The sequence below is a fragment of the Azospirillum sp. TSH58 genome (assembly GCF_003119115.1).
Taxonomy (GTDB): Bacteria; Pseudomonadota; Alphaproteobacteria; order Azospirillales; family Azospirillaceae; genus Azospirillum.
This window is the reverse complement of sequence record NZ_CP022365.1, coordinates 125,008-146,953: the sequence shown is the minus strand read 5'-3', so window position 1 is coordinate 146,953 and position 21,946 is coordinate 125,008. Positions and strand designations below refer to the sequence as shown.

Here is a 21,946-nt window from a genome sequence, read left to right as displayed (position 1 = left end):
CTCGGGGCCCCAGCAGCCGTCTCCGGCATTACCAGTTCCTTCCGGCACTGGCCGAAGCGGGGATGTCGGTTGCCGTGGCGCCCCTGCTGCCCGATTCGTACCTGGAAGCCCTTTATGCGGGGCGGCAACGCCCGCTGCGCAGCATCGTGGGGGCCTATGTGTCGCGCATCCGCCAGATGGCTTCGGCGCGCAGTTTCGACCTGCTGTGGATCGAGAAGGAGCTTCTTCCCTGGATTCCTTACGGGGCGGAGCGTTGGATTCTGGAATCGGCCCCGCCCTACATCGTCGATTTCGACGATGCCTGGTTCCACCATTACGACCGCAACCGCTGGCCTCTGGTGCGCCGGCTGCTGGGAAGCAAGCTCGACCGGGTCATGCAGCATGCGGCCCTGGTGACCGTGGGAAACGGCTATCTGGCCAAGAGGGCCGAATCGGCCGGTGCCCGGTCGATCGCGACCCTTCCCACCGTGGTCGATCTCACCCGCTATCCCGCCGCCCCGCATCAGGCCGGCGGTCTCCCGGCGGTGGGCTGGATCGGGTCCCCGATCACCGACCATTATCTTGGCTTGGTCGAGGAGCCGTTGCGCCGGATGGTGATGGGGAACGAGGCCCGGCTTTGCCTGGTGGGCGCCACCCCCGCCGCGCTGAGCGGCCTGCCCGCTGACCGCCATGAATGGCGGGAGGACACGGAAACCAGCCGCATCGCCGCCTTCGACATCGGCATCATGCCGCTTGCCGACACGCCCTGGGAGCGCGGCAAGTGCGGCTACAAGCTGATCCAGTACATGGCCTGCGGCAAACCGGTGGTCGCGTCTCCGGTCGGCGTCAACCGCGACATCGTGGAGCACGGCGTCAACGGATTCCTGGCCGAGACGCCGGAGGAATGGACCAGCGCACTGCGTCGGCTCGCCAACGACCCCGACCTGCGCCGGCGGCTTGGCGTGGCGGGCCGTGCCAAGGTGGAACAGCATTACTCCCTGGCAGGCACCGCGCCGCGTCTGGCGGAGCTGCTGCGTGCCGCGCCTCACAATGCAAAAAACCTGCGTCGCGCCTGAACGCGACGGGGAAAGCCGATCCAGTGGCGACCTCGCAATCTCCCACGCCGAGCATGGAATAGCCATACGATCCAGATCGGCGGAAAGGCTGATTTGAATACCAGCCAAGCTACCCCCAATTCATAGACCGGCGGGTTCCCGTCGATTTATTCAGGGATTGAATGAAATTTTCCCTGGATTTTCATGATGAACAAAATCTGGGGTTCAGGCCGATGCTTATGCAGAGGGATCTGTCTTTTGTTCAGGACAGGCTCGGTAGGATCGAAGGCTGGCTGCTTGACGGAGCCGCGTTGATGACGCTGGCTCTGCTGCGGGCGCAGGAACAGGCGGGGATTTCCGGATTCGCCTTCGAGATCGGCGTATTTCGCGGAAAATATCTGTCGGTGCTGTACCAGGGCACCCTCGACGCTGGCGATCGGGTCGTCGGAGTCGATACGTTCGAGTGGAGCACCCAGGAGGAGACCCTGGCCAACTTCACCGCCGCCTTCGGGGAGCATGACCGCCTTACCCTGTTCAAGCAAAGCTCGCGCACTCTTGGGACCGAAACGATCCTGGAAGCCGGCGGTGGGCGGAAGCCGCGCTTCGTGTCGGTCGACGGGGACCACACCGCCGATGCGGTGCATGCGGATCTGATCCTGTGCTCAGCTCTGCTGGGAGAGCGCGGGATCATCGCCATTGACGACTTCCTGAACCCGCACGCCATCGGGGTTTCGGAGGGTGCCTACCGTTTCCTGCTCGGGGCGGAGGGGGCCTCCTTCAAACCCTTCGCCTATTGCCAGAACAAGCTCTTCGTCTGCCGCAGCGAAGATCATGCCTTCTATCTCGAACAGGCCTGGGCGTTCTGCGATGAGCACGCCGATCTTCCCGCTTTGGCGGGCTTCCATGGGATGCTCAAGAATGGCCGGCATTGGGTCGAACAGACCCTTCTGTCGGCCAAGTGCCTGATCGTCTGATCCGGCCGTACCCGCCCCCCTGAGCCGCCGCCCGATCCTATCGGGCGGCGCTGCGCAGCCCGGCGGTGCCGGCCGGGGGCAAGACCACCTCCTTGCCCGGCTTCAAGGGAAACAGGGTCGGGGCCGCCGGCTCCGCCGATCCGGCTTGCCGGGCCTGGACCCGGATCGCGCCATCGGCTTCCGCGACCGCCAGGGGAATCGGCTCCTTCAGCAGCGCCACATCCACCCAGTCACGGACCAGATGTTCCGTCCCATCGGGCAGAACCTGCTCCAGCCGGATTTCGAGACGCTCGCCCTTGGCCGCGCCGACCGTGTCGGTCAGGGTGACGGCCCTGACCCGGTTCTCAGCGCCGCCTTCGCGGACGAAGCTGGTCTGCAGGACGACATAACCCGCGCGTTCCGGCGACATGCAGGGAGCCGCCGGGCCGCGGACCAGGGTGACCTCCGGACCGAAGATGGTGTTCAGCACCCCCAGGACGGTCAGCCGCCGCTCGTCCGGGCCGGCCACCTTGACGGGAATGTGCCCGTACTCGCTGCGGCCCGGATAGCTGTACACGAGCAGCCTCTGCGGATCGTCGACCGGGTGCGGCCCTTCCAGCTTGTAGGACGCCCGCATGTTGGCGCCCATGAGCTGGAAAATGCTGAGCTCCCAATGGGTGTAGACGACGGTGATCCGGTCGGAGGCGGCAAGGCAGGCCCGCACGTCCGCGGACATGGCGTTGCGGCGGGGCGCGAAATCGCTGGCCACCGCTTCCGGCAGGTTCCGCTGGTTGTTGAACATGAAGGCGTTGTAGGCGAGCACCCCGTTCCCGGCGAGGACCAGAAGCACGCTGGCGGAAATCGTCATGGCCATCGCCCGGCCGGTCTGGTTGCGCGCCTGCCACAGCCAGGCCAGAGCAGGAATCGCGGGTCCCACGACGAAGGCGTAATAGATGCCCGCGCCTTCGACGTATTTGGAGAAGATGCAGCGGCCCAGGTGCCAGAGGAACAGCGCGGCGCAGAGCCAGAAGGCCAGATGGGCACCGGGCTGCCGGTGGCGCAGCCGGAACGCGACGGTCATAGTCAGAACCAGGAGCCAGGGGATCAGGCCCAGCCAGACCGTCTCTTCCCAGGCCCCCCACCAGCCGGTCGGGGTCGCAACGCCACGAAACTGATAAATGATCGGGCCGTTCGGAATCTGGGCCTGATAGCCAAGATCGGTGGTCACCCACTGGAAGACGTTGTTGTTAAAGAATTCGTTGAATGCGGTGTAGATCTTCTGGCGAGCCGCAGGGTCGCTGTAGGCGAAGAGATCGGGGATCGGCGCCAGGAAAAGTTGGGTCGTGTAAAGAATGGCGTTGACCAGCGCGGAAACGACGGAGAAGGGCCGGTTCATGTTTTCGGGAAACGGGGGGAACAGAATCCCGGCTTCCCAGAGGTTGATGGCCAGAGCCGGTCCCGAAAGTCCTCCCGCCAGCACCAGCGCCAGGGCGATCTGCCCGGGGTGGCGGCGCAGCGCCGCGAAGACGGCGGCCCGCCGACTGGCGCCTGCCAGGACATAGAGGCCAAGCGCCGCGATCACCGGGATGTAGAACAGGAAGTGCAGCTTCGCGCCGAAGCTGATCCCGAAGGCGACCCCGGTCAGCACGGCATCGACCGGCGACCGGGATCCGGCCCAGCGGACACCGAACAGGACCGCGGCGGCCAGGGGAACGCCCGAAATCAGGTCGTCGTTCGTGGAGGCCGCCGATACCAGAGCGGCAGGGGCGACGAGGAACAGGGCCGCCGCGATCAGCGCGCCGCCGCGCGAGGCCGCCATGTCCCGCGACAGCGCGAAGACCGCCGTTCCGCCGGCCAGCCAGCACAGAACCCCGTTCAGGGTGAAGACGCGCCCATCCAGTCCGTAGAGGGCGTTGGGCAGATACAGGAAGACGCCGGTCAGCGGATAGAAGGACATCCGCGGGTCCAGATGCGAAAGCAGCCCGGTGTCCGGAGAATAGGGTCCGCCCGTGTTCGCGACCCAGAGATGCCGCAGCGTGCCCTGGCCGAGATACAGCATCGCGCGGGAGAAGCGGTAGGCCAGGGAGTCGAAGTTGTTGGGGTAGAAGGACAGGGCGATGACAAGCGTCGCGGCGACGGCCGCGACCGCAGTGATCATGGCGATGAGGACCACGGCGCCGTCGAGAAGGACCGCCCGTTTTCCGGTGGGTGCCGGGTCCGCGATGATCCTTCCGCCGGTCGTCGCGCCGAAACGCCGCAGGAACCGCCACGCGCCGAGGGACACCGCCACGGACACCGTGACGAAGGCCGCCGCGTTCCCGAGAAGGCCGACGGCACCGAGCGCGTAGCCGGTCACGGAGAGGCTGAACCAGACCAGCAGGAACGCGGCGGTCAGCCGGTGGGCGAGGCTGCCCCGGTAATGGGAAACGGCCATTGCGGAAACGCCCGCGAGAATCAGACCGTGCAGAGCAGCAAGCGTTTCGAAGATCATGAACCAGCAACCCCGTGTCGTGCGGCAGGCGCGGTTCCCCTCGCGCCCCACCTTCGGTTCCGGATGTCAGGCCAGCGGAATGACGTGAATCCGGCGGATGATCATCGCGAGAGCCCGCCGTTCTGCGGCGCCGGGCTCCTGCCACCGCCCGAAGGTCAGCGTCATCGACCGGGCGCCCGTCGCGAGGTCCGCCTTGAAATGGAGAAGGCTGGAGGCCCCGCCCGCCGTTTTCGGGAGCCGGACACGCCTGACCTCGACGCCGTCGATCTCGATCGTCAGGGGCAGCCCCTCGAACAGGGGGTTCTGGTAGTCGATCGCGACGAAGTGCGGACCGGATTCGCGGCAGAGCAGTTCCACCCGGCTTTTCGGACCGCACACCCAGTGGAAGCGGGCCGGCAGGTCGTGCTCCGGATAGGGGCCTTCCTCGGGACAGACGCCGGTTCCCGGCACCCAGGAGCGGCCTCGCCGCTCAGGCTCGTCGAAGGCGGCGGCGGCGGGCTGGCCGGGGATGAAACCGATTTTGTGCGGCAGGCCGAGCCGGTCGACCAGGCCCAGGCGGCGGAACGCGATGAACAGGCTGCGGTAGCAGGCCTCCAGCGACCAGATATTCTCGGCGTGGATCCGGCCCCAGCGCGCCAGCGATCGGCGCAGCCAGGGTTGGCGGTAGAGTGCGAGAATCGCCGCCTCCAAGTCGGCGGCGGTCGGCGCCGCGGTGACCAGCCCGGTCACGCCGTCCCGGATGGCGTCGGCGACCCCGGTCAGGCCATGGCCGACCACGGGGGTCCCGCAGGCGATGGCCTCGACGAAGATCTGCCCGAAGGTTTCCTCGGTGCTCGGCGCGACCACGATGTCGGCGGCGGCGTAGATGATCGCCAGCCGTTCCGGGTCCTCGACATAGCCCAGGGCGCGGAACCGGTCCTCCGGCACGCCGAGTTGTTGCGCGGTGCCGTGCCCGGTGGCGGCGAACAGGATGTCGGGCATGTCCAGGGACCGGGCCACATCGACCAGCAGATCCCCGCCCTTGCGCGTGTCCAGGATCGAGGAGGCGCTGAACAGGACGATGAAGCGGTCGCGCGGCAGTCCCAGGAGGTCGCGGCAGGTCTTGCGGTCGCGGGGCCGAAAGATCTCCAGCGGAAAGCCCAGCGTCATGCGCTCGATGGCCGGGGCCTGCCCCTCGGGGAAGGCCCGGTGCGCCTGCTCCTTCGTCCATGCGGAGTTGGCGAGCAGCATCGGCGCGTGCCCGGACGTCAGCACCCGGCGCTTGTCGCGCCAGGCGTCGGCGATGAGTTCGGGCGCCAGATCGGGATATTCCGCCGGGGTCGGGCAATCGGGACCGCAGCCGGTCAGCAGCGCGTCGCAGCCGCGGGTGTAGGCGCACCGTCCCGTCAGCCACCACAGATCGTGCAGCACGATCAGCGTCGGCCAACGGCGGGACACCTCGCCGAAGACGATGGGGTTGATCCGCGCGCTGTGCAGGTTGCCGACCACGATCAGGTCGGGCGCCACGGTCTCGATCTGCGCGAGAAGCTCGTCGGACGAGACCGGGCAGGGCTGGCCGGGGGGCACGCCGTTCAGGGCGAGCGCGATGGCCTCGACCTCTTGCCCGGCACGGCGCAGGGCCTCCATCATCCGGGCGTGGGCGATTCCGGCCCCGTACTTCCCACCGTTGTCGTTCAACAGGAGGACGCGCAGACGGCGGCTAAAGTCGGGAAACGCCCGCCCACCGCTCAGGCTGCGCCCGGTGCGCTCCAGATAGCGGTCGCGGAATTCCAGAAGCTCCGTCTTGAAGCGCTGCTCGGCCGCCGTCTTCTGCTCGTCGTGCAGCCGGAACCAGGCGAGCGGGCGGCTGATCACGTGCAGACGCCCCCCCTGCTCGGCGAAGCGCAGCCACAGCTCGTAATCCATGCTGTAGTACAGCGCTTCGTTGACCCGTCCGCCTGCCCGCTCCCACAGGTCGCGGGAGTAGAAAACCTCGGGCTGGTAGAAGAACTGCCCGGCGTTCCAGCCGTGATCAAGGTCGAGGATGTCGTCGATCGGCAGGGGACCGTCCTCGCAGGCGGTCAGATGCTTGCCCACCAGCTCGCCGCCCCGGTACAGGCAGCAGATGCCAGCAACCAGATCGGCGGGCGCCGTCGCGAAGGCCATGGCCACGGCCGCCAGGGCGCCCGGCGCCAGCATGTCGTCGCTGTTCAGCCAAGTCAGGATGTCGCCGGTGGCCAGGGCCATGCCCTTGTTGATGGCGTGGCTCTGGCCGCGGTCCTTCTCGCTGACCGCCTGGGCTAGCCGGTCGCGGTAACGGCCCACCACCTCCATGGTCGCGTCCGTCGAGCCGCCGTCCATGACGATGTGCTCGACGTTCGGATAGTTCTGGTTGATGACCGACAGCAGGGTTTCCTCGATGTAGTGCCCCTGATTGTAGGAGGGGGTCACGATCGAGATGCGCGGCCAGGGCCGCCCGTCCGGCAGGGTGGGCGGCAGGGGAGGGGCATCGGGCGCCGCATAGGGCCAGCCCGAACGGTCGCCGAGCTTTCCGGTGCCCAGCTTCTCCGTTCCGCGCTTCAGCCAGGACCGGCGGATGGAGCGCAGGACGTCGCCGACCGGGATGCGGCGCCCCGGCTCCGGATGCTCCTGCGCGAAGTAGCGTTCGTGCAGAAGCGCGCGCAGGATGCCCCATTGCTCCACCGGACCGCCGTCCGGCAGGGCCGCGCCGGGGGCCGGATGAAACGACAGGGCCGTCCCGCCCCCGTCCGCCCGGGCATAGACGCCGGCGGACACCAGGGCCGCGGCGGTCCCTCCTCTGGCCTCGCCGTCATCCCGCCACACCACCCGGCTGTCCGCCGTGATCTGGTGCGCCAGGTCGCGCAGCTCTCCCGCTGCGTGTCCGGGCTTCCCGCCTTCGAGGCACACAAGCTGCCAAGCCAGGGGAAAGTCCCGGACCACGTCCGCGACGGTGCCGTGATAGGCGATGAAGGACCCGTCCCCGTCCTGGGGGGCGATCCGCCGCCAAAGCCTTTCCAGTGCCGGAAAGTCGTCGTGGACGCACAGGATTTCGCGGAAGGAGGCCCCGGCTTCGCCCCCGTCCCCACTGCAGGCGGCCTTCGCGGCCAAGACGCGGTCGAGCGTGTCCGTACCTGGACGGATCAGCAGGACAGGGCCGGCCGCCTTCCGGAACGCGTCGTGAAGCGCGTCGTGGAGACCGGCGTCCTCCACCCCGTGTGCCGCGGATGTGATCTCGTCCATTGGGAAGCCTTGGCCTTTGAGCATCGTCGGAAGGAGGCGCGCGGTCAGCGTTCGAACGTCGCGGGCTTGGCCAGGCGCAGGCGCAGGCCGATGCGCCGCCACCGCGAGGATTGCAGTTCCCTCACCCGGCCCTCAAGCTCCTGCGCCCGTACGGCGGCATCACCCGTGCTGTGGTCGATGCGGGCGAACACGTCTCTCTGCTCCGCCAGGGTCTGCTCCAGGGCGGCGATCTTCTGGTCCCGCTCGCGCAGGCTGTTGTCGAGCGCGCGGAGCTGGAGTTCCTGGCGGGCGGCCTCCGCACGGAACTGGAGTTCCTGGCGGGCGGCCTCGTCACGCAGCCGAAGCTCCTGGCGGGCGGCCTCGTCGCGCAGCCGAAGCTCCCGGTGCTCGAACTCCGCGCGCAGCTTCTGGTGATCGGCCTGAAGCTGCGCATTGGCTTCCTGCAACTCCGCGTTGGCGGTCCGCAGCGCCGGCAGTTCCGCCGTGACGGCGTCGAGCAGGACGGCCGTGCGCCAATCGAGCCGGTCGAGCGCCGGCACCTCCTGCATGATCCGGGCGGCCTGTTCCCCGCGCGCGAGAACGGCGCATCCCCGCTTACGGCCGCTTTCCGACCCCGACGATCCGTGCGGGAAGAACCAGTCGGTCTCGGACCCCGTCTTCTCCCACAGATCCTGGACCGACAGGCATTTTCCGACGCCATAATTGTCGTAGGCGAAGCCGGGGTCGCCGGGGACCCGGAAGTCGTCGATCACGATCACGGCCGGAACGCCCCGGGAAAAGATGATGTCGATCTCTTCCCAGACCGGCAGGTCGTTGTGCCAGTGGGCGTCGAGGTAGAACAGCACCGGACCGGGCGGCAGGGTGTTGGAATCGAGAAGCTGCTTCAGGAACACCCGCGAGTCCTGATTGCGCAGGGTGACGTTCGGGAACCCGGCCAGCCGGCGGGACGAATAATGGAAATAGCGCGGGCTCGCCTCGCAGGTGAACAGCGGAAGCCCCGACTGGCTCGCCATGAAGGCGGCGGACGATCCCCGGAAGGTGCCGGTTTCGACGATGGAGGTCACGCCGAGGCGGCTGACGAGGCTCCGGAACAACTCCTGGCGGACGCTTTGGCCGTTGAACGGGCCGTCCCAGACCTCCAGAAGCGAGTCATCCAGGCTTTCCAGGGCGGCGACCGCCCGGAACGCCGCCGTCGCCGCCTGCTCCAGCCCGAACCTGTCGAGCATCTGCGCCAGCTGGTCCAGATCGTCGGGCTCGGCGAGCGATCCGCACAGCAGCGCCGCCACGGCCTCGCGCTCTTCCATCGACTCCAGGCGGCCCGCCATTCCCTGGCTCAGGTCCGGGATCTGGTCCGCCGCGATGGCGGGAAGGCGATCCGTCAGCCACCGGGCCAGTTCCTCCGGCCGCTCCTTGCGCAGCAGCCTCTCGACGTCCCGCATGACCGCCTCGTCATAATCCTGCACGTGGCTGGAGTCTTTCATAATGGCTTGGCCTCGTAACTGCTCATTCCCCGTGGGGGCGGGCCGCAGGCGTCATGCAGCAGGCGTCATGCAGGCTCCGCGGCGAACTGGCCGCTTGCATACACTGGCCCGATTCCGAACACCAGCCCGACCTGGGCGTGCCTAGCCCACGGATGTTTCGCTCTGGTGGACGTCCATGCGGATGCCCAGCATCGGGATGCCGACCAGACCGCGAGTGATGTGGCTGGAGTGGACCTTGAAGATCAGGGCGTCTTCGATCCAGTGGTGATGGACGTGATCGTCCTGGGTGCCGTCGCTGAGAGCCACCACGACCGAATAGTCGCCGGTGGGCAGGTAGGGCATCTGGAAACGGAAGCGGGTCTGGAAGGAATGCCCGGCCGGCACCGGTACCGGTGCGTAGCGGTAGGTCAGGTAGGTGTTGTCCCCGAACAGGAACTGGCCCAGCCGGTCCTTGACCTGGAAGCCGACGATCGGCCGGTTGACGTCGGTTTCCGACAGGCAGTCGACGCACAGGATAACCTCTTCGCCGCCGGTGACGCCGGCCAGCGGATGGCCGTTGGCGTCCTGCAGGGTGACGTTGCGGATCTCGGCGCCCCGCTGCCCGAACCAGCGGGCCTCGGGATCGAAGTCGAACAGCTCGATCTCGTTGCGGTGGACGGAGTTGTCGATCAACTCGTGCCGGGGGTCTTGCACGACGCGGGCCGGCGGCGCTTCGACCGGCCTCTGCCGTCCGCCGATGCGGAAACTGGAGCTGTCGTCGCGCTCCTGCTCGATGGCGATCAGATAGTCCTGGCAGACCTCCTTCGACGGGCCGACGGCGCGCACCATGCCGCGGTCCAGCCACACCGCCCGGTCGCACAGGTTGATGACCGCGCCGGTGTCGTGGGACACGAACAGCAGCGTCCCGTTCTCCTTGAACTTCCGGATGAAGCGCATGCATTTCTGGGTGAAGGCGGCGTCGCCCACCGACAGCGTCTCGTCCACGATCAGGACGTCGGCGTCGACGTGGGCCGCGACCGCGAAGGCTAGGCGGGCGTACATGCCGCTGGAGTAGAGCTTGACCGGCTGTTCCAGAAAATCGCCGATGGCCGCGAAATCGACGATGGACTCCAGCCGCTCATCGATCTGGCGCCCGGTCAGTCCCAGGACCGAGGCGGCGAGATAGATGTTCTCCCGCCCCGTGAATTCGGGGTTGAATCCCGCCCCCAGCTCCAGGAGCGCAGCGACCCGCCCGTTCACCTGCACCGTGCCGCGGCTGGGCGTCAGCGTGCCGGCGATGATCTGGAGCATCGTCGACTTGCCGGAGCCGTTGCGCCCGATGATGCCGACGGTCTCGCCGCGCCCGATGTCGAGGCTGATGTCGTGGACGGCCCAGTACAGCTCGTAGAACTGCCGGCGCCGCCAGATCATCTGCTTCAGGCGGTCCTGCGGGTTGCGGTAGATGTTGTAGGCCTTGCCCAGATCCCGGATGGAGATCGCCAGATCAGAGGACATCGGCAAATCCCTTTCGCGTCTTCATGAACCAGGCGAAACCCAGGCTGGAGACGGCCAGCCCCGCCGCCAGGGCGATCACATAGGCCGCGAGGCTGGGCATCTGCCCCCAGAACATGACCTGCCGGGTCTGCTCGATCGCCAGCGTTATGGGGTTGAGGTACATGAAGCCACGCAGCGATTCGGGCACCGCGGACAGCGGGTAGAACACCGGGCCGAGGAACATCATGAAGGTCACCAGGAAGCCGGTGATGTGCTTGATGTCGCGCAGGAAGACCCCAAGGGAGGCCAGCAGCCAGCTCAGCCCCATCGTCATCAGCAGCAGCGGCAGCAGCACCAGCGGCAGCAGCAGGGCCGTCGCCGGCGGCAGGCCGAAGAACAGCAGATGGGCCAGGAGCAGAAGGCCGAAATTGATCCCGGCCAGCACCACGGCGCTGATCAGGGAAATCCAGGGCAGTATCTCCAAAGGAAAGACGACTTTTTTGACGTAGGAGACGTTCTCGAGAACCAACCCGGGAGCGCGGTTGATGCACTCGCTGGCGATCCCGAACACGGTCATGCCGGAAAACAGGAACAGGGCGACGTTGCCCTGACCGCTGTCCGGGATGTCCCAGCGCGACTTGAAAATGAAAGTAAAGACAAACGTATAGGCCGAGAGCAGAAGAAGCGGTGAAACGACCAGCCAGATGGTGCCGAGGGAGGTCGATTTGGTCCGGGCGTCAATCTCCCGCCGGGCCATCCGCCAGATGAGATCACGATGACGGACGGCCGTGCTATAAGGGCGGAGCAGATGATCCAACAATCTCATGGTATTCCATTTGGAACGCGGCTCATTCCCAACCATGAAGGCGTGCTTGGGAAGGGGACGGGCGAACACATACACCGTCTCCGGCGCAAAGGTCCAGACAGACGCATCCTGCCGGCCCCTCCATCCCCGCTCCCGACCGGTGGTGGCACCCCGTTTCCCCGACCGGAACGGGCGTAGGAGCCAATCTGGGCAGCTTGACCGGATTTGCCGGGCTCTCTAGCTCGGAACCAGGAATCGGCGCTTGGCCGACGCTGCCGAGGCGGCATACGGGCGATACGGAAAAGGGGAACAGGCAAGCATGTTCGAAGAATCCGAGGACACGCCCCGCGTGCTGGTCACCGGTGGAGCCGGCTACATCGGCAGCCATGTGCTCCATGCGCTGAGCGATGCCGGCATTCCGGCGGTCACCATCGACAACCTGTCGACGGGGCGGCGCGCGGCGGTTCCGGACAGCGTTCCCCTGATCGAGGGGGATATCGGCTCCGCCGACCTGCTGGAGCGGGTGATGCGCGGGCACCGGGTGGACGCGGTTATGCATTTCGCGGGCTCCATCGTCGTTCCGGAGTCCGTCGAGAAGCCTTTCGCCTATTACCGCAACAACACCGTCAACAGCCTAACCCTGGCCGAAGCCTGCGTCCGGATGGGGATCGACAAAATCGTATTTTCGTCCACCGCCGCCGTCTACGGCGCACCGGAGAGCGTGCCGATCACGGAGGACGCGCCGACCATCCCGATCAACCCGTACGGCGCCTCCAAGCTGATGACTGAACAGATGCTGCGTGACGCCGGAGCGGCCCATGGGCTGCGGAGCGTCATTCTGCGCTATTTCAACGTCGCCGGCGCTGACCCGGCGGGCCGAACCGGGCAGGCGACGCCGGTGGCAACGCACCTGATCAAGGTTGCCTGCCAAGCGTTGCTGGGCCGCCGTCCGGCCCTGTCGGTCTTCGGCACCGACTACCCGACCCCCGACGGCACCTGCATCCGGGACTACATCCATGTGAGCGACCTGGCCGACGCCCATGTCCTGGCCCTGCTCCATCTGCGGCGGGGAGGCGGCAGTCTGGTGCTCAACTGCGGCTACGGGCGCGGCGCCTCGGTCCATGAGGTCGTGCGCACGCTGGAGGCGGTCAGCGGCGAGCCGGTGCCCGCCGCCCTTGCCGAACGTCGCCCCGGAGACCCGCCCCAGCTCGTCGCAGCGGCGGCGCGCATCCGCGAGCAGCTCGGCTGGATCCCGAAGCACGACCGGCTGGAGGAGATCGTGCGCAGCGCGCTCGCCTGGGAGCGCGGGCTGGAAGGGTAGGGTCAGGGCGATGCCGTCCGCCCCCACCGGACCGTCTCATCAAGCGTTCTCGGCGGCGACGCCAAATTTTCCAGGGCGGTAGCGCAACTGCCGCCCCAGGATGATTCCCGGATGTTCGACCAGCCTCCAAGAGAGGGCTGTCAGGGCGGCCAGCAAAGCGATGGCTGCGATGAGCGCCGGCAAGTGACTATAGCCTTTGATGAAAGGCGCTCCATCCGCCAAAATATAAAAGTAAACCCGATGCGCGGCTGATGTATGAGCTATATGGAATAGCATCTTTTTCCAGAAATTCTAAGAAGACTGTAAAATGCAGAAGGTGTCGCCCATTCTCTTTTCTTGAAAAGACAGAGAGCAAGCACTGATCCATAAAATATGGCAAAAACAGAATAACAGAACACAGCCATATTTCCTGAGAATACACTCTCCCCATTGTATCCAAGAAAAACAATAAGGCAAAAAGACAACAACGCGGCAGTGGCAAAAAACATCCATTGTGATTGAAGAAAATCCGCCGCCCCTTCCCGCCGCACCATGTGGGCCAGCAATATGGCGCTTCACGGATCGGATCGGCCGGGGGCGCCGGCCGCAGGAGGTGCCGTTCTAACGCAGTTTGGCGGCGTTGTGCCAAATAACCGACACTGCAGCCGGAGCCGGCGAGCCGGGCATACGCCATCCGAAGGCCACCCGAATCCGGATGGAAATTGCCTTGCTAGACCTTGCGGCGACAGGCTATATCTGGCGCGACAGAAATTGCACCAAGGCAACTTGCCCGTCAATTGTTCTTGGGCTTCCATAATTGGTCACAAGACAAACTCTTATGAGTGAAAAGACCCAGGCGTTGCCGCAATCCACTTCGCCGATCATTCAGAACGGCCAAATTGGAGAAATCAACGGGCTCCGCGGCTTGGCCATTATCGCCACTTTGTATTGCCACGCCATCGGAAATTTCTTCCAGCCCGGAGGTGTGTTCTTCGAAGCCCTGGACTGGCGGATCGGCGGCGTCAACGTATCGCTGGCCAAATTGCTGGACAGCGGCGATCTGGGCGTCGAGCTGTTTTTCTTTCTGTCCGCCTTCGTGCTGTACCGACCCTATGTCGCCGGAACGCGGCGGATGGAAAGCCGGCGTGATGTTCTTTCCTTCCTACGCCACCGTTCGGCCCGCCTGCTGCCACTGTATTTCCTTTGTGGATTTCTCTCCCTGTTCGTGGTTCGCCGCTTCGACATCTTCAACCCGGAGCAATGGCTGGTCTTTGGAGAGTTCCTGACAGCCACTCATATTTTTGACGCCAAGAATTTCATGCCCGGCTACAACTGGGTGTATTGGTCGATCAATCTCGAGATCTGGTTCGGATTCATCTTCCCGGTCCTGGTCCTGCTGTTCCGCGCGCCGTTCGTGGCGGCCATCGTCCTGTCCCTGCTTCCGGTGACGGTCTGGGGCCTTCACACATACGCACCGAACGCTCTGCCTTTCACCCCGCCGACGGCGCTGTGGGTGATGGTGATCAGCCATCTGCCGAGCTTCACCCTCGGCATGCTGGCGGTCCATACCCTGGACCGGAATCCGGTCCAGCGGCAAAGCCTGCGCATTCCGATGCTCCTGCTCGCCGTGGTGCTGATCCTTCTGGGATCGCGCGGCGGCATCACGGTGCTCGTTCCCGCCGTTCCGGGAACCGCCGAGAAGCTGTCGGCGGCGCTTGGTTTCTATCTCCTGTTCATCACGGTCACCCGGTCCCAGGGGGGACTGAACAGGCTGCTGTGCAACCGCGTGCTCCAGGTTCTGGGCATGATGTGCTACAGCATCTACGTGTGGCACGGCATCATGATGGCCTACATCATCGGCCAGGACCCGACCCCCGGCGGGCGGATGTTCCTGCTGCTGCCGTTCTTCCCCCTGATGTTCGCCGTCGCGGCCTTCAGCTACCGCTACATCGAGTTCCCCGGCCGCCCGGTGTCCGAGCTTTTCCTCCTGCGCCGCAACCCGGCCCCGCGGGAGAAGGCCGCCGCCACGACCGCAGACGCGCCGGCCTGGACCGACCGGCCCAGTTGGGCCAACGGGCTGGCGGCCGTGGCGATTATCACGGTGCTGGCCTTCCACATCACGGGGCTGTTCTGGCGCGGCATCGGGTCGATCACCCCGGACCCCCTGCTTTACCTGGCGGGAATTCCGCGGCCCGACACCGAGCCCGCGGTTGCCCTGATGGCCTTCGGGCGGCTCGGGATCGACCTGCTGATCGTGCTGGCGGCCTATGCACTCTACCACCCCTTCGCGGACGGACGGCGGTCCATGAACCGGGCGGAGGCCATGGGGTTCTACCGCCGGCAGGCCGGCCGTCTTCTGCCGCTCTATGGGTTCTGCGGGCTGGTTTCCTACACCCTCAGCTTCACCTTCCATCCGTACGAGGCCGTCTACTGGCGTTGGCTGGCCGAATATCTGACCGTCAGCCACCTCTTCATCGGCCAGAACTTCCTGCCACCCTACAACTGGTCGTTCTGGGCGCTCGATCTGGCGATCTGGGGAAGCCTGATCTTCCCGGCCCTGGTTCTCGCCTTCCGCTACGCCGCGCTGCCGACGGTCCTGGCGGGCTGCCTGCTGCCGTGGGGCGTGCCTCTGCTCTACCGCTGGACCACCGGGACGGCCCCCTCGGCGCCCTTCTGGACCGCCGTGCCGCCCCAAGCGTCCGTCGCGATCCTGGGCATGGCAGCGGCCTGGGTGTCGGTGCGGGTGCCGGAGGACATCCGCCGCTGGCGGCGTCCGCTGCTGGCCCTGTCCGCGCTTCTGGTGGTGGTGGGCGCCGTGGTTCCCGGCCCTGCCGGCGTTCTGGCAGCCGCCGCCGGCTTCGCCGCCGCGATCGTCGCGCTGGGCGCCACGCAGGGACGGCTCAACGGCATCCTCGCCTCCTGGCCGCTGCAATGGGTGGGGCTGATGGCCGTGAGCCTCTTCGTCTGGCATCTGGTGGTGGCGCACCGGCTGATCGACCAGGGAGGCACGCCGCTGGGGCAGGTGACGGCCGCCGCCGTCTGCCTGGGGGCGCTCCTGATCATCGCCGCCCTGAGCTACCGCTACCTGGAGTTCGGCCACCGCCCCACCTCCGAGCTTTTCCCGTGGACGAGAACGCGGAAAAAGGCCGAGCTGGAGGAGTTCCTCCCCATCGCCGAAGAGCGCCCGCCCGTCCCCGCCTGACGCGGACGGGGGGCCTGGGGCGCACGGTTGCGCTTCCCAGTGGATTTAAAGTGCCGTCTGTGATGTGTATCCGGCCATCGGCACCGTTTCGAAGCACAGGACCATGACCGTCTCGACCATCGACCGACAGGCCGACCGCCCCGCCGCCGCCTCCGATGAGGTCCTCGCCAATCCGGCTCCGGCGGCGCCGGTGGTGGCGGTGCTGATCCCCTGCTACAACGAGGAGGCGGCCATCGCCTCGGTGGTGCGCGACTTCCGCAAGGCGCTGCCCGACGCGACGGTCTACGTCTACGACAACAACTCGTCCGACCGCACGGTGGAGGTGGCGAAGGCCGCCGGCGCCGTGGTCCGGCACGAGCCGTTGCAGGGCAAGGGAAACGTCATGCGCCGCATGTTCTCCGACATCGAGGCGGACGTCTACGTGCTGGTCGACGGCGACGACACCTACCACGCGCCATCGGCCCCGCTGATGGTCAAGCGGCTGTGGGACGACCAGCTCGACATGGTCAACGGCGCCCGCGTCACCGAGATCGTCAAGGCCTACCGGCCCGGCCACCGCTTCGGCAACAAGCTGCTGACCGGCATGGTCGCGCGCATCTTCGGCAACCGCATCGGCGACATGCTGTCGGGCTACCGCGTCTTCTCGCGGCGCTTCATCAAGTCCTTCCCGGCGCTCGCCAGCGGTTTCGAGACGGAGACGGAGCTGACCGTCCACGCGCTGGAGCTGCGCATGCCCATCGCCGAGATCAAGGCGCCCTACAAGGACCGCCCGCCGGGCTCGCACAGCAAGCTGAACACCATCCGCGACGGCGTCCGCATCCTGCGCACCATCGTCAATCTGGTGAAGGAGGAGCGCCCCCTGCCCTTCTTCGGCGCCATCTTCGGGCTGCTTGCCATACTCGCGGTGATCCTCGCCTGGCCGGTGGTGACGACCTATGCCCACACCGGGCTGGTGCCGCGCCTGCCCACCGCCGTGCTCGCCACCGGCCTGATGCTGCTGGGCTTCCTCAGCCTGACCTGCGGCCTGATCCTCGACACGGTCACGCTGGGCCGGCGCGAGGCCAAGCGCATGCGCTACCTGTCCATTCCCGCGCCGGGCGTCCACCCGGTCCGCAAGACCACCGGGTCCTGCGAGGCATGAACAGCACCTCCCGATGACGCCATCGCGGACGAATTCCATGACCGTTGACGCCTTTGACGATCCCGTACCGGGCCCTGCCGCCGGCTCCGGCGGTGCTCAATTCCTGACTCCGCGCCAGGAGAGCGTGCGGGCGCTGTTCGAGCGGCTGGCCGAAGAGCGCGATCGCTGGGTGGAGCGCAACAGCGCCTTCCACGAGGCCGACCGCGCCTATCTGCGCTTTCTCGTGCCTGAGAACGCCTCGGTGCTGGAGGTCGGCTGCGGTACGGGCGACACGCTGGCCTTCCTGCAGCCGTCGCGCGGAGTCGGCATCGACCTCAGCCCGGCGATGGTCGAGCGGGCGCGGCAGCGCCATCCGGAACTGGAGTTCCACACCGGCAACGCGGAGGACCCGGCGGCCCTGGCGGGGATCGGCGGAACCTTCGACGTGATCCTGCTGTCGGACACCATCGGCTTCCTCGACGACATCGAGGACACGCTGCGCCATCTGCACCGCTTCGCCACGCCGCGCACCCGCATCATCGTCAGCTACCATTCCCGCCTGTGGGAGCCGGTTCTGGGCCTTGCCGAGAAGCTCGGGCTGAAGATGCCGCAGGGGCAGCTCAACTGGCTGTCCAGCACCGACATCGCCGGGCTGCTGACGCTGGCCGGCTGGCAACCGGTGAAACGGGAGTGGCGCCAGCTCGTGCCGCGCCGCCTGCTCGGACTCGGCACGCTGATCAACCGCAGCATCGCCCCGCTGCCCGGCGTCCGGAAGCTGTGCCTGCGCAACTACGTGGTGGCCCGCCCCGCCCCGCGGGCGCCGGAAAAGCAGCCGTCCTGCACGGTGCTGGTCCCCTGCCGGAACGAGCGCGGCAACATCGAGAACGCCATCCGCCGCCTGCCGCGCTTCTGCCCGGACCTGGAGGTCATCTACGTCGAGGGGAACAGCAAGGACAACACCTACGAGGAATGCCTGCGCGTCCAGGCCGCCTACCCGGACTGGGACATCAAGGTCATGAAGCAGCCCGGCAAGGGCAAGGGCGACGCGGTGCGCGCCGGCTTCAACGCGGCGCGGGGCGACATCCTCATCATCCTCGACGCCGACCTGACCGTCCCGCCGGAGAGCCTGCCGAAATTCTACCGCGCCATCGCGTCCGGCCAGGGCGAGTTCATCAACGGCACCCGTCTGGTCTACCCGATGGACGATCAGGCCATGCGTTTCCTGAACTGGATCGCCAACCGCGCCTTCGCCCGCATCTTCTCCTTCCTGCTGAACACGCGCTTCACCGACACGCTGTGCGGCACGAAGGTTCTGTGGAAGAGCGACTACGACCAGATCGTGGCGAACCGCCATTACTTCGGCGACTTCGACCCGTTCGGCGACTTCGACCTGATCTTCGGCGCGTCCAAGCTGAACCTGGAGATCGTCGAGGTGCCGATCCGCTACGCCGACCGCAGCTACGGCGAGACGCAGATCAGCCGCTTCACCCACGGCTGGCTGCTGCTGCGCATGGTGCTGTTCGCCTGGAAGAAGCTGAAGGCGTTCTGACCGCCGCCATCGGCTGGAATCGAAAAGCCCCGGACCGTTCACGCGGTTCGGGGCTTTTTCATGTTGAGTGTCCCGTGCGGGGCCGCGGTTACAGCCGCCAAAGATCCACGCCATCCGGCACGCTGCCGCGGTCGAGCAGGCCCTTCACGTCCATGACGAAGCCCCGGCGGTCCTTCAGCAGGCCGGTCACCAGTTCCCAGCCCTCAGTCCGGTAGGCGGCGTGGGGAACGGCCAGCACCACCACGTCGGCGGGCGGCAGGGCGTCCCACGCGGTCAGGGTCAGGCCGTACTCGTGGGCCACCTCCTCCGCCGAAGCCAACGGGTCGTGCAACGCGACCTCCACCCCGAAGCTTGCCAGCTCCGCCACGATGTCCACGACACGGGTGTTGCGGATGTCGGGCACGTCCTCCTTGAACGTCAGGCCCAGCACGGTGGCGCGCAGCGGCCCGGCCTGCCCGGCGCGGCCACGGAGAAGCCGCTTCACCGTCTCCTGCGCCACATACTGGCCCATGGTGTCGTTGATGCGCCGGCCCGCCAGGATGACCTCCGGGTTGTGGCCGAGCTGCTCCGCCCGGTGGGTCAGGTAATAGGGATCGACGCCGATGCAGTGGCCGCCGACGAGGCCCGGCTGGAATTTCAGGAAGTTCCACTTGGTGCCGGCGGCGGCCAGCACGTCGCGGGTGTCGATGCCCATGCGGTGGAAGATCACCGCCAGTTCGTTCATGAGCGCGATGTTGACGTCGCGCTGGGTGTTCTCGATGACCTTGGCGGCCTCCGCCACGGCGATGGAGGCGGCCTCGTGCACGCCGGCCTTCACCACGCTGCCGTAGACCGCCGCGACGAGCGCCCGCGTCGCCGGGTCGGAGCCGGAAACCACCTTGGTGATCGTCTCGAACCGGTGCTCCTTATCGCCGGGGTTGATGCGCTCCGGCGAGTAGCCGACGGTGAAGTCCTGCCCGTAGGTCAGGCCCGATTCGGCCTCCAGCACCGGCACACAGTCCATCTCCGTGGCGCCGGGATAGACGGTGGACTCGTAGACCACCACGTCGCCGCGCTTCAGATGCCGCCCGACGGTGCGGCTGGCGGCCAGCAGCGGGCGCAGATCCGGACGCCGGGCGTCGTCGATGGGAGTCGGCACCGTGACGATGTGGAAGTCGGCCTGCGCCAGATCCGCCGGATCGTCGGTCAGGTGCAGTTTCGCCGCCGCCAGATCCGGGTCCGCAACCTCGCCCGTGTGGTCGTGCCCCTCCCGCAACGCCCTGATGCGCCGCGCGTCGATATCGAAGGCGACGACGGGGACGTCCATCCGCCCAAACGCAACGGCCACGGGCAGACCGACGTAACCGAGGCCGATCACCGAGATGCGGCGGGAATGGGTCATGGCGTGAAAAAAGCTCCTCGAGACCGGGCGAAACGGACGCAGAGCGTCTTATACACCTTCCATCGCCGCCGAGGAGGGGAAGAAGTGCCCCGCAGGGTCGGTAGGGAGGCCGTTCACCGGCGATGGGAATGCGGCTTGACCAACGCCGTGCTCGCGGAACAGTGTCTGGCGTGAGCGGATGCGGCACCAACGCGGAAACGCCGTCGCCCGGGACTGCAAACGGAACTGACGGCGCGATGCCCAGAACCCACCATTTCTACACGTACTTTGACCGCAACTATCTACCCCGCGGCTTGATTTTGCGCAATTCCCTGCGGGCGAGCGGCGTGGCGTTCCGTCTACATATCCTGTGCCTCGATCCGGCCACCGCTTGCCATTTCGCCGCCGAAGCCTCCGGCGATACCATTCCCGTCCCCTTGGCCGAGTTGGAGGCCGCGGACCCAGCGTTGGCTGCCGTCAAATCCCAGCGCAGTACCGCTTCCTACTACTTCACCCTGACGGGGGCGTTCGGGCGTTTTCTGTTCGACCGCAATCCGGCGATCGGCCAACTGACCTATCTCGACGCCGACATCCAGTTCTTCGGCTCCCCCGAAATGGTCTTCGAGGAAATCGGAAACGCTCCAGTCGCCATCGTCCCGCACCGCTTTTCCGACCGCAACGCGGCCAAGCGGCGGTACGGGCTGTTCAACGTGGGCTGGATCACATGGCGGCGGCATCCCGTCGGGTTCGCCTGTCTGGACGACTACCGGGCGCAGTGTCTGGAATGGTGTCACGACTACATGGACGGCGACCGCTTTGCCGACCAGCGCTATCTGGACGTCTGGCCTTCAGTCTATCCCGGACTTCACGTCATCGCGCACAAGGGAGCCAACCTCGCGCCCTGGAACCTCGACAGCCAGCCATTGGAACTGCGGGACGGGCGGATTCTGGCCGATGGCCAGCCACTCGTGTTTTATCACTTCCACCGGCTGCGGCAGACCGGCGCCGCGGCGTTCGAGCGGAATTTGGGAGACTATCTCGTCAATCCCGCAGAGGTGCCCGGAAGCGCTGTTGTCGAAGCGATCTACCGTCCTTACGAGGAGCAGCTGACCCGCCTTTCTCCACTCGCCACCTTCGCGACCGTCCGCAGCGTGCCATCATGTGCGGAGCCGGCTCTGCCGGCATGGGAATACCGGCCGCACGGCTGGCAGCCGGAAGCCGACGCACCGGGTTGGAACGTCCCCGCGGCCATGGACGCACTGGCCGACCGTCTGGCAATCGTGCAGCGGCGCCAGGGAACCACGCTGCCGGTGGCCGGCGATGCGCGAACAACCGCCGAGACGATGGTTCTCGGCTACGCGGCGGCCCGGGCCGCCACTCCGGAGGAGCCGCTGACCGTGCTTGACTGGCATGGCGGGCTTGGCATCCATCAGGAGGCGCTCGACCTCCTCCTTCCCAGGATACGCTTCGAGCATCACTGCCGGGCGACGCCTGCACTCGCCGAACGGGGGCGCAGCCTCGTTCCCCAAGCGGCCTTCCACGACAGCGACGCCGCCGCCTTCGCCCGCCGCTACGATCTCGTGATCGCGCGCGGGAGCCTGCACCAGAGTGAGCACTGGCGGGAGGATCTGCGCCGGTTGGCGGCCGCGGCCGGAAAGCTGCTGGTCGTCCTTCGACTTCCCGTCGTCTCGTCCGTTCCCTCTTTCGTACTGCTGCATCGTGTCGCCGCCGCTGATTACACCACGTCATGGCAGGGCTGGGCGGTCAATCTGGTGGAGTTTCTCAAGGCCGCGGCGGATGAGGGGCTGGAGTTCGACCGTCAGATGCCGGTCGAGGAGATGCCCTGCGTCCAAGGGGCGCCGGAACAGCCGGAACTGCGGGGCTTCCTGTTCCGCCGGGGAGCGGTCTGATGGCATAGGGCTGCGGCTTCGTGTATCG

Annotated in this window: 13 protein-coding genes; 7 read left to right on the top strand and 6 right to left on the bottom strand. The window is 66.7% G+C overall.

Going from position 1 to position 21,946, the window contains the following annotated elements:
• Positions 1–62: 62 nt before the first annotated feature.
• Positions 63–1,055: a glycosyltransferase family 4 protein gene (locus TSH58p_RS18455; protein ID WP_247873780.1), complete on the top strand. Its 993-nt coding sequence runs from the start codon at positions 63–65 to the stop codon at positions 1,053–1,055.
• A 161-nt stretch (positions 1,056–1,216) separates the two neighbouring features.
• Positions 1,217–2,008, top strand: coding sequence for a class I SAM-dependent methyltransferase (locus TSH58p_RS18450; protein WP_109067568.1), 792 nt, complete (start codon positions 1,217–1,219; stop codon positions 2,006–2,008).
• A gap of 37 nt (positions 2,009–2,045) precedes the next feature.
• Here TSH58p_RS18450 and TSH58p_RS18445 read toward each other — a convergent pair whose 3' ends face one another.
• From TSH58p_RS18445 to TSH58p_RS18425, 5 genes are all read right to left on the bottom strand, one after another.
• Positions 2,046–4,421, bottom strand: coding sequence for a glycosyltransferase family 39 protein (locus TSH58p_RS18445; RefSeq protein WP_158282529.1), 2,376 nt, complete (start codon positions 4,419–4,421; stop codon positions 2,046–2,048).
• Positions 4,422–4,544: 123 nt separating this feature from the next.
• The gene (locus TSH58p_RS18440; protein WP_146205791.1) at positions 4,545–7,718 is read right to left on the bottom strand and encodes a glycosyltransferase; all 3,174 of its coding nucleotides are present in this window, start codon (positions 7,716–7,718) and stop codon (positions 4,545–4,547) included.
• A gap of 44 nt (positions 7,719–7,762) precedes the next feature.
• Positions 7,763–9,199, bottom strand: a complete 1,437-nt coding sequence (locus TSH58p_RS18435) for a hypothetical protein (RefSeq protein WP_146205790.1) — start codon at positions 9,197–9,199, stop codon at positions 7,763–7,765.
• A gap of 141 nt (positions 9,200–9,340) precedes the next feature.
• The gene (locus TSH58p_RS18430; protein WP_109067564.1) at positions 9,341–10,693 is read right to left on the bottom strand and encodes an ABC transporter ATP-binding protein; all 1,353 of its coding nucleotides are present in this window, start codon (positions 10,691–10,693) and stop codon (positions 9,341–9,343) included.
• Positions 10,683–11,567 (bottom strand): ABC transporter permease, encoded by an 885-nt coding sequence (locus TSH58p_RS18425; RefSeq protein WP_247873779.1) that lies wholly within the window; start codon positions 11,565–11,567, stop codon positions 10,683–10,685. Before TSH58p_RS18425 ends, TSH58p_RS18430 begins: the two co-directional genes overlap by 11 nt.
• Before the next feature lie 229 nt (positions 11,568–11,796).
• Between TSH58p_RS18425 and galE the strand changes: the two genes are divergently transcribed.
• From galE to TSH58p_RS18405, 4 genes are all read left to right on the top strand, one after another.
• Positions 11,797–12,798 carry a UDP-glucose 4-epimerase GalE gene (gene galE, locus TSH58p_RS18420; RefSeq protein WP_109067562.1) on the top strand — a complete coding sequence of 334 codons (1,002 nt, stop codon included), beginning with the start codon at positions 11,797–11,799 and terminating at the stop codon, positions 12,796–12,798.
• A gap of 817 nt (positions 12,799–13,615) precedes the next feature.
• Complete coding sequence (locus tag TSH58p_RS18415) at positions 13,616–15,979, top strand: acyltransferase (protein WP_109067561.1); 2,364 nt, start codon at positions 13,616–13,618, stop codon at positions 15,977–15,979.
• 103 nt (positions 15,980–16,082) lie between these two features.
• Positions 16,083–17,120 carry a glycosyltransferase family 2 protein gene (locus TSH58p_RS18410; protein WP_109469319.1) on the top strand — a complete coding sequence of 346 codons (1,038 nt, stop codon included), beginning with the start codon at positions 16,083–16,085 and terminating at the stop codon, positions 17,118–17,120.
• 37 nt (positions 17,121–17,157) lie between these two features.
• Positions 17,158–18,648: a glycosyltransferase gene (locus TSH58p_RS18405; protein ID WP_109072734.1), complete on the top strand. Its 1,491-nt coding sequence runs from the start codon at positions 17,158–17,160 to the stop codon at positions 18,646–18,648.
• Between the two features lie 88 nt (positions 18,649–18,736).
• Here the strand turns inward: TSH58p_RS18405 and TSH58p_RS18400 are convergent, their stop codons facing one another.
• Positions 18,737–20,029 (bottom strand): nucleotide sugar dehydrogenase, encoded by a 1,293-nt coding sequence (locus TSH58p_RS18400; RefSeq protein ID WP_109072733.1) that lies wholly within the window; start codon positions 20,027–20,029, stop codon positions 18,737–18,739.
• Between the two features lie 236 nt (positions 20,030–20,265).
• Between TSH58p_RS18400 and TSH58p_RS18395 the strand changes: the two genes are divergently transcribed.
• Positions 20,266–21,918: a hypothetical protein gene (locus tag TSH58p_RS18395; RefSeq protein WP_109072732.1), complete on the top strand. Its 1,653-nt coding sequence runs from the start codon at positions 20,266–20,268 to the stop codon at positions 21,916–21,918.
• Positions 21,919–21,946: the final 28 nt, after the last annotated feature.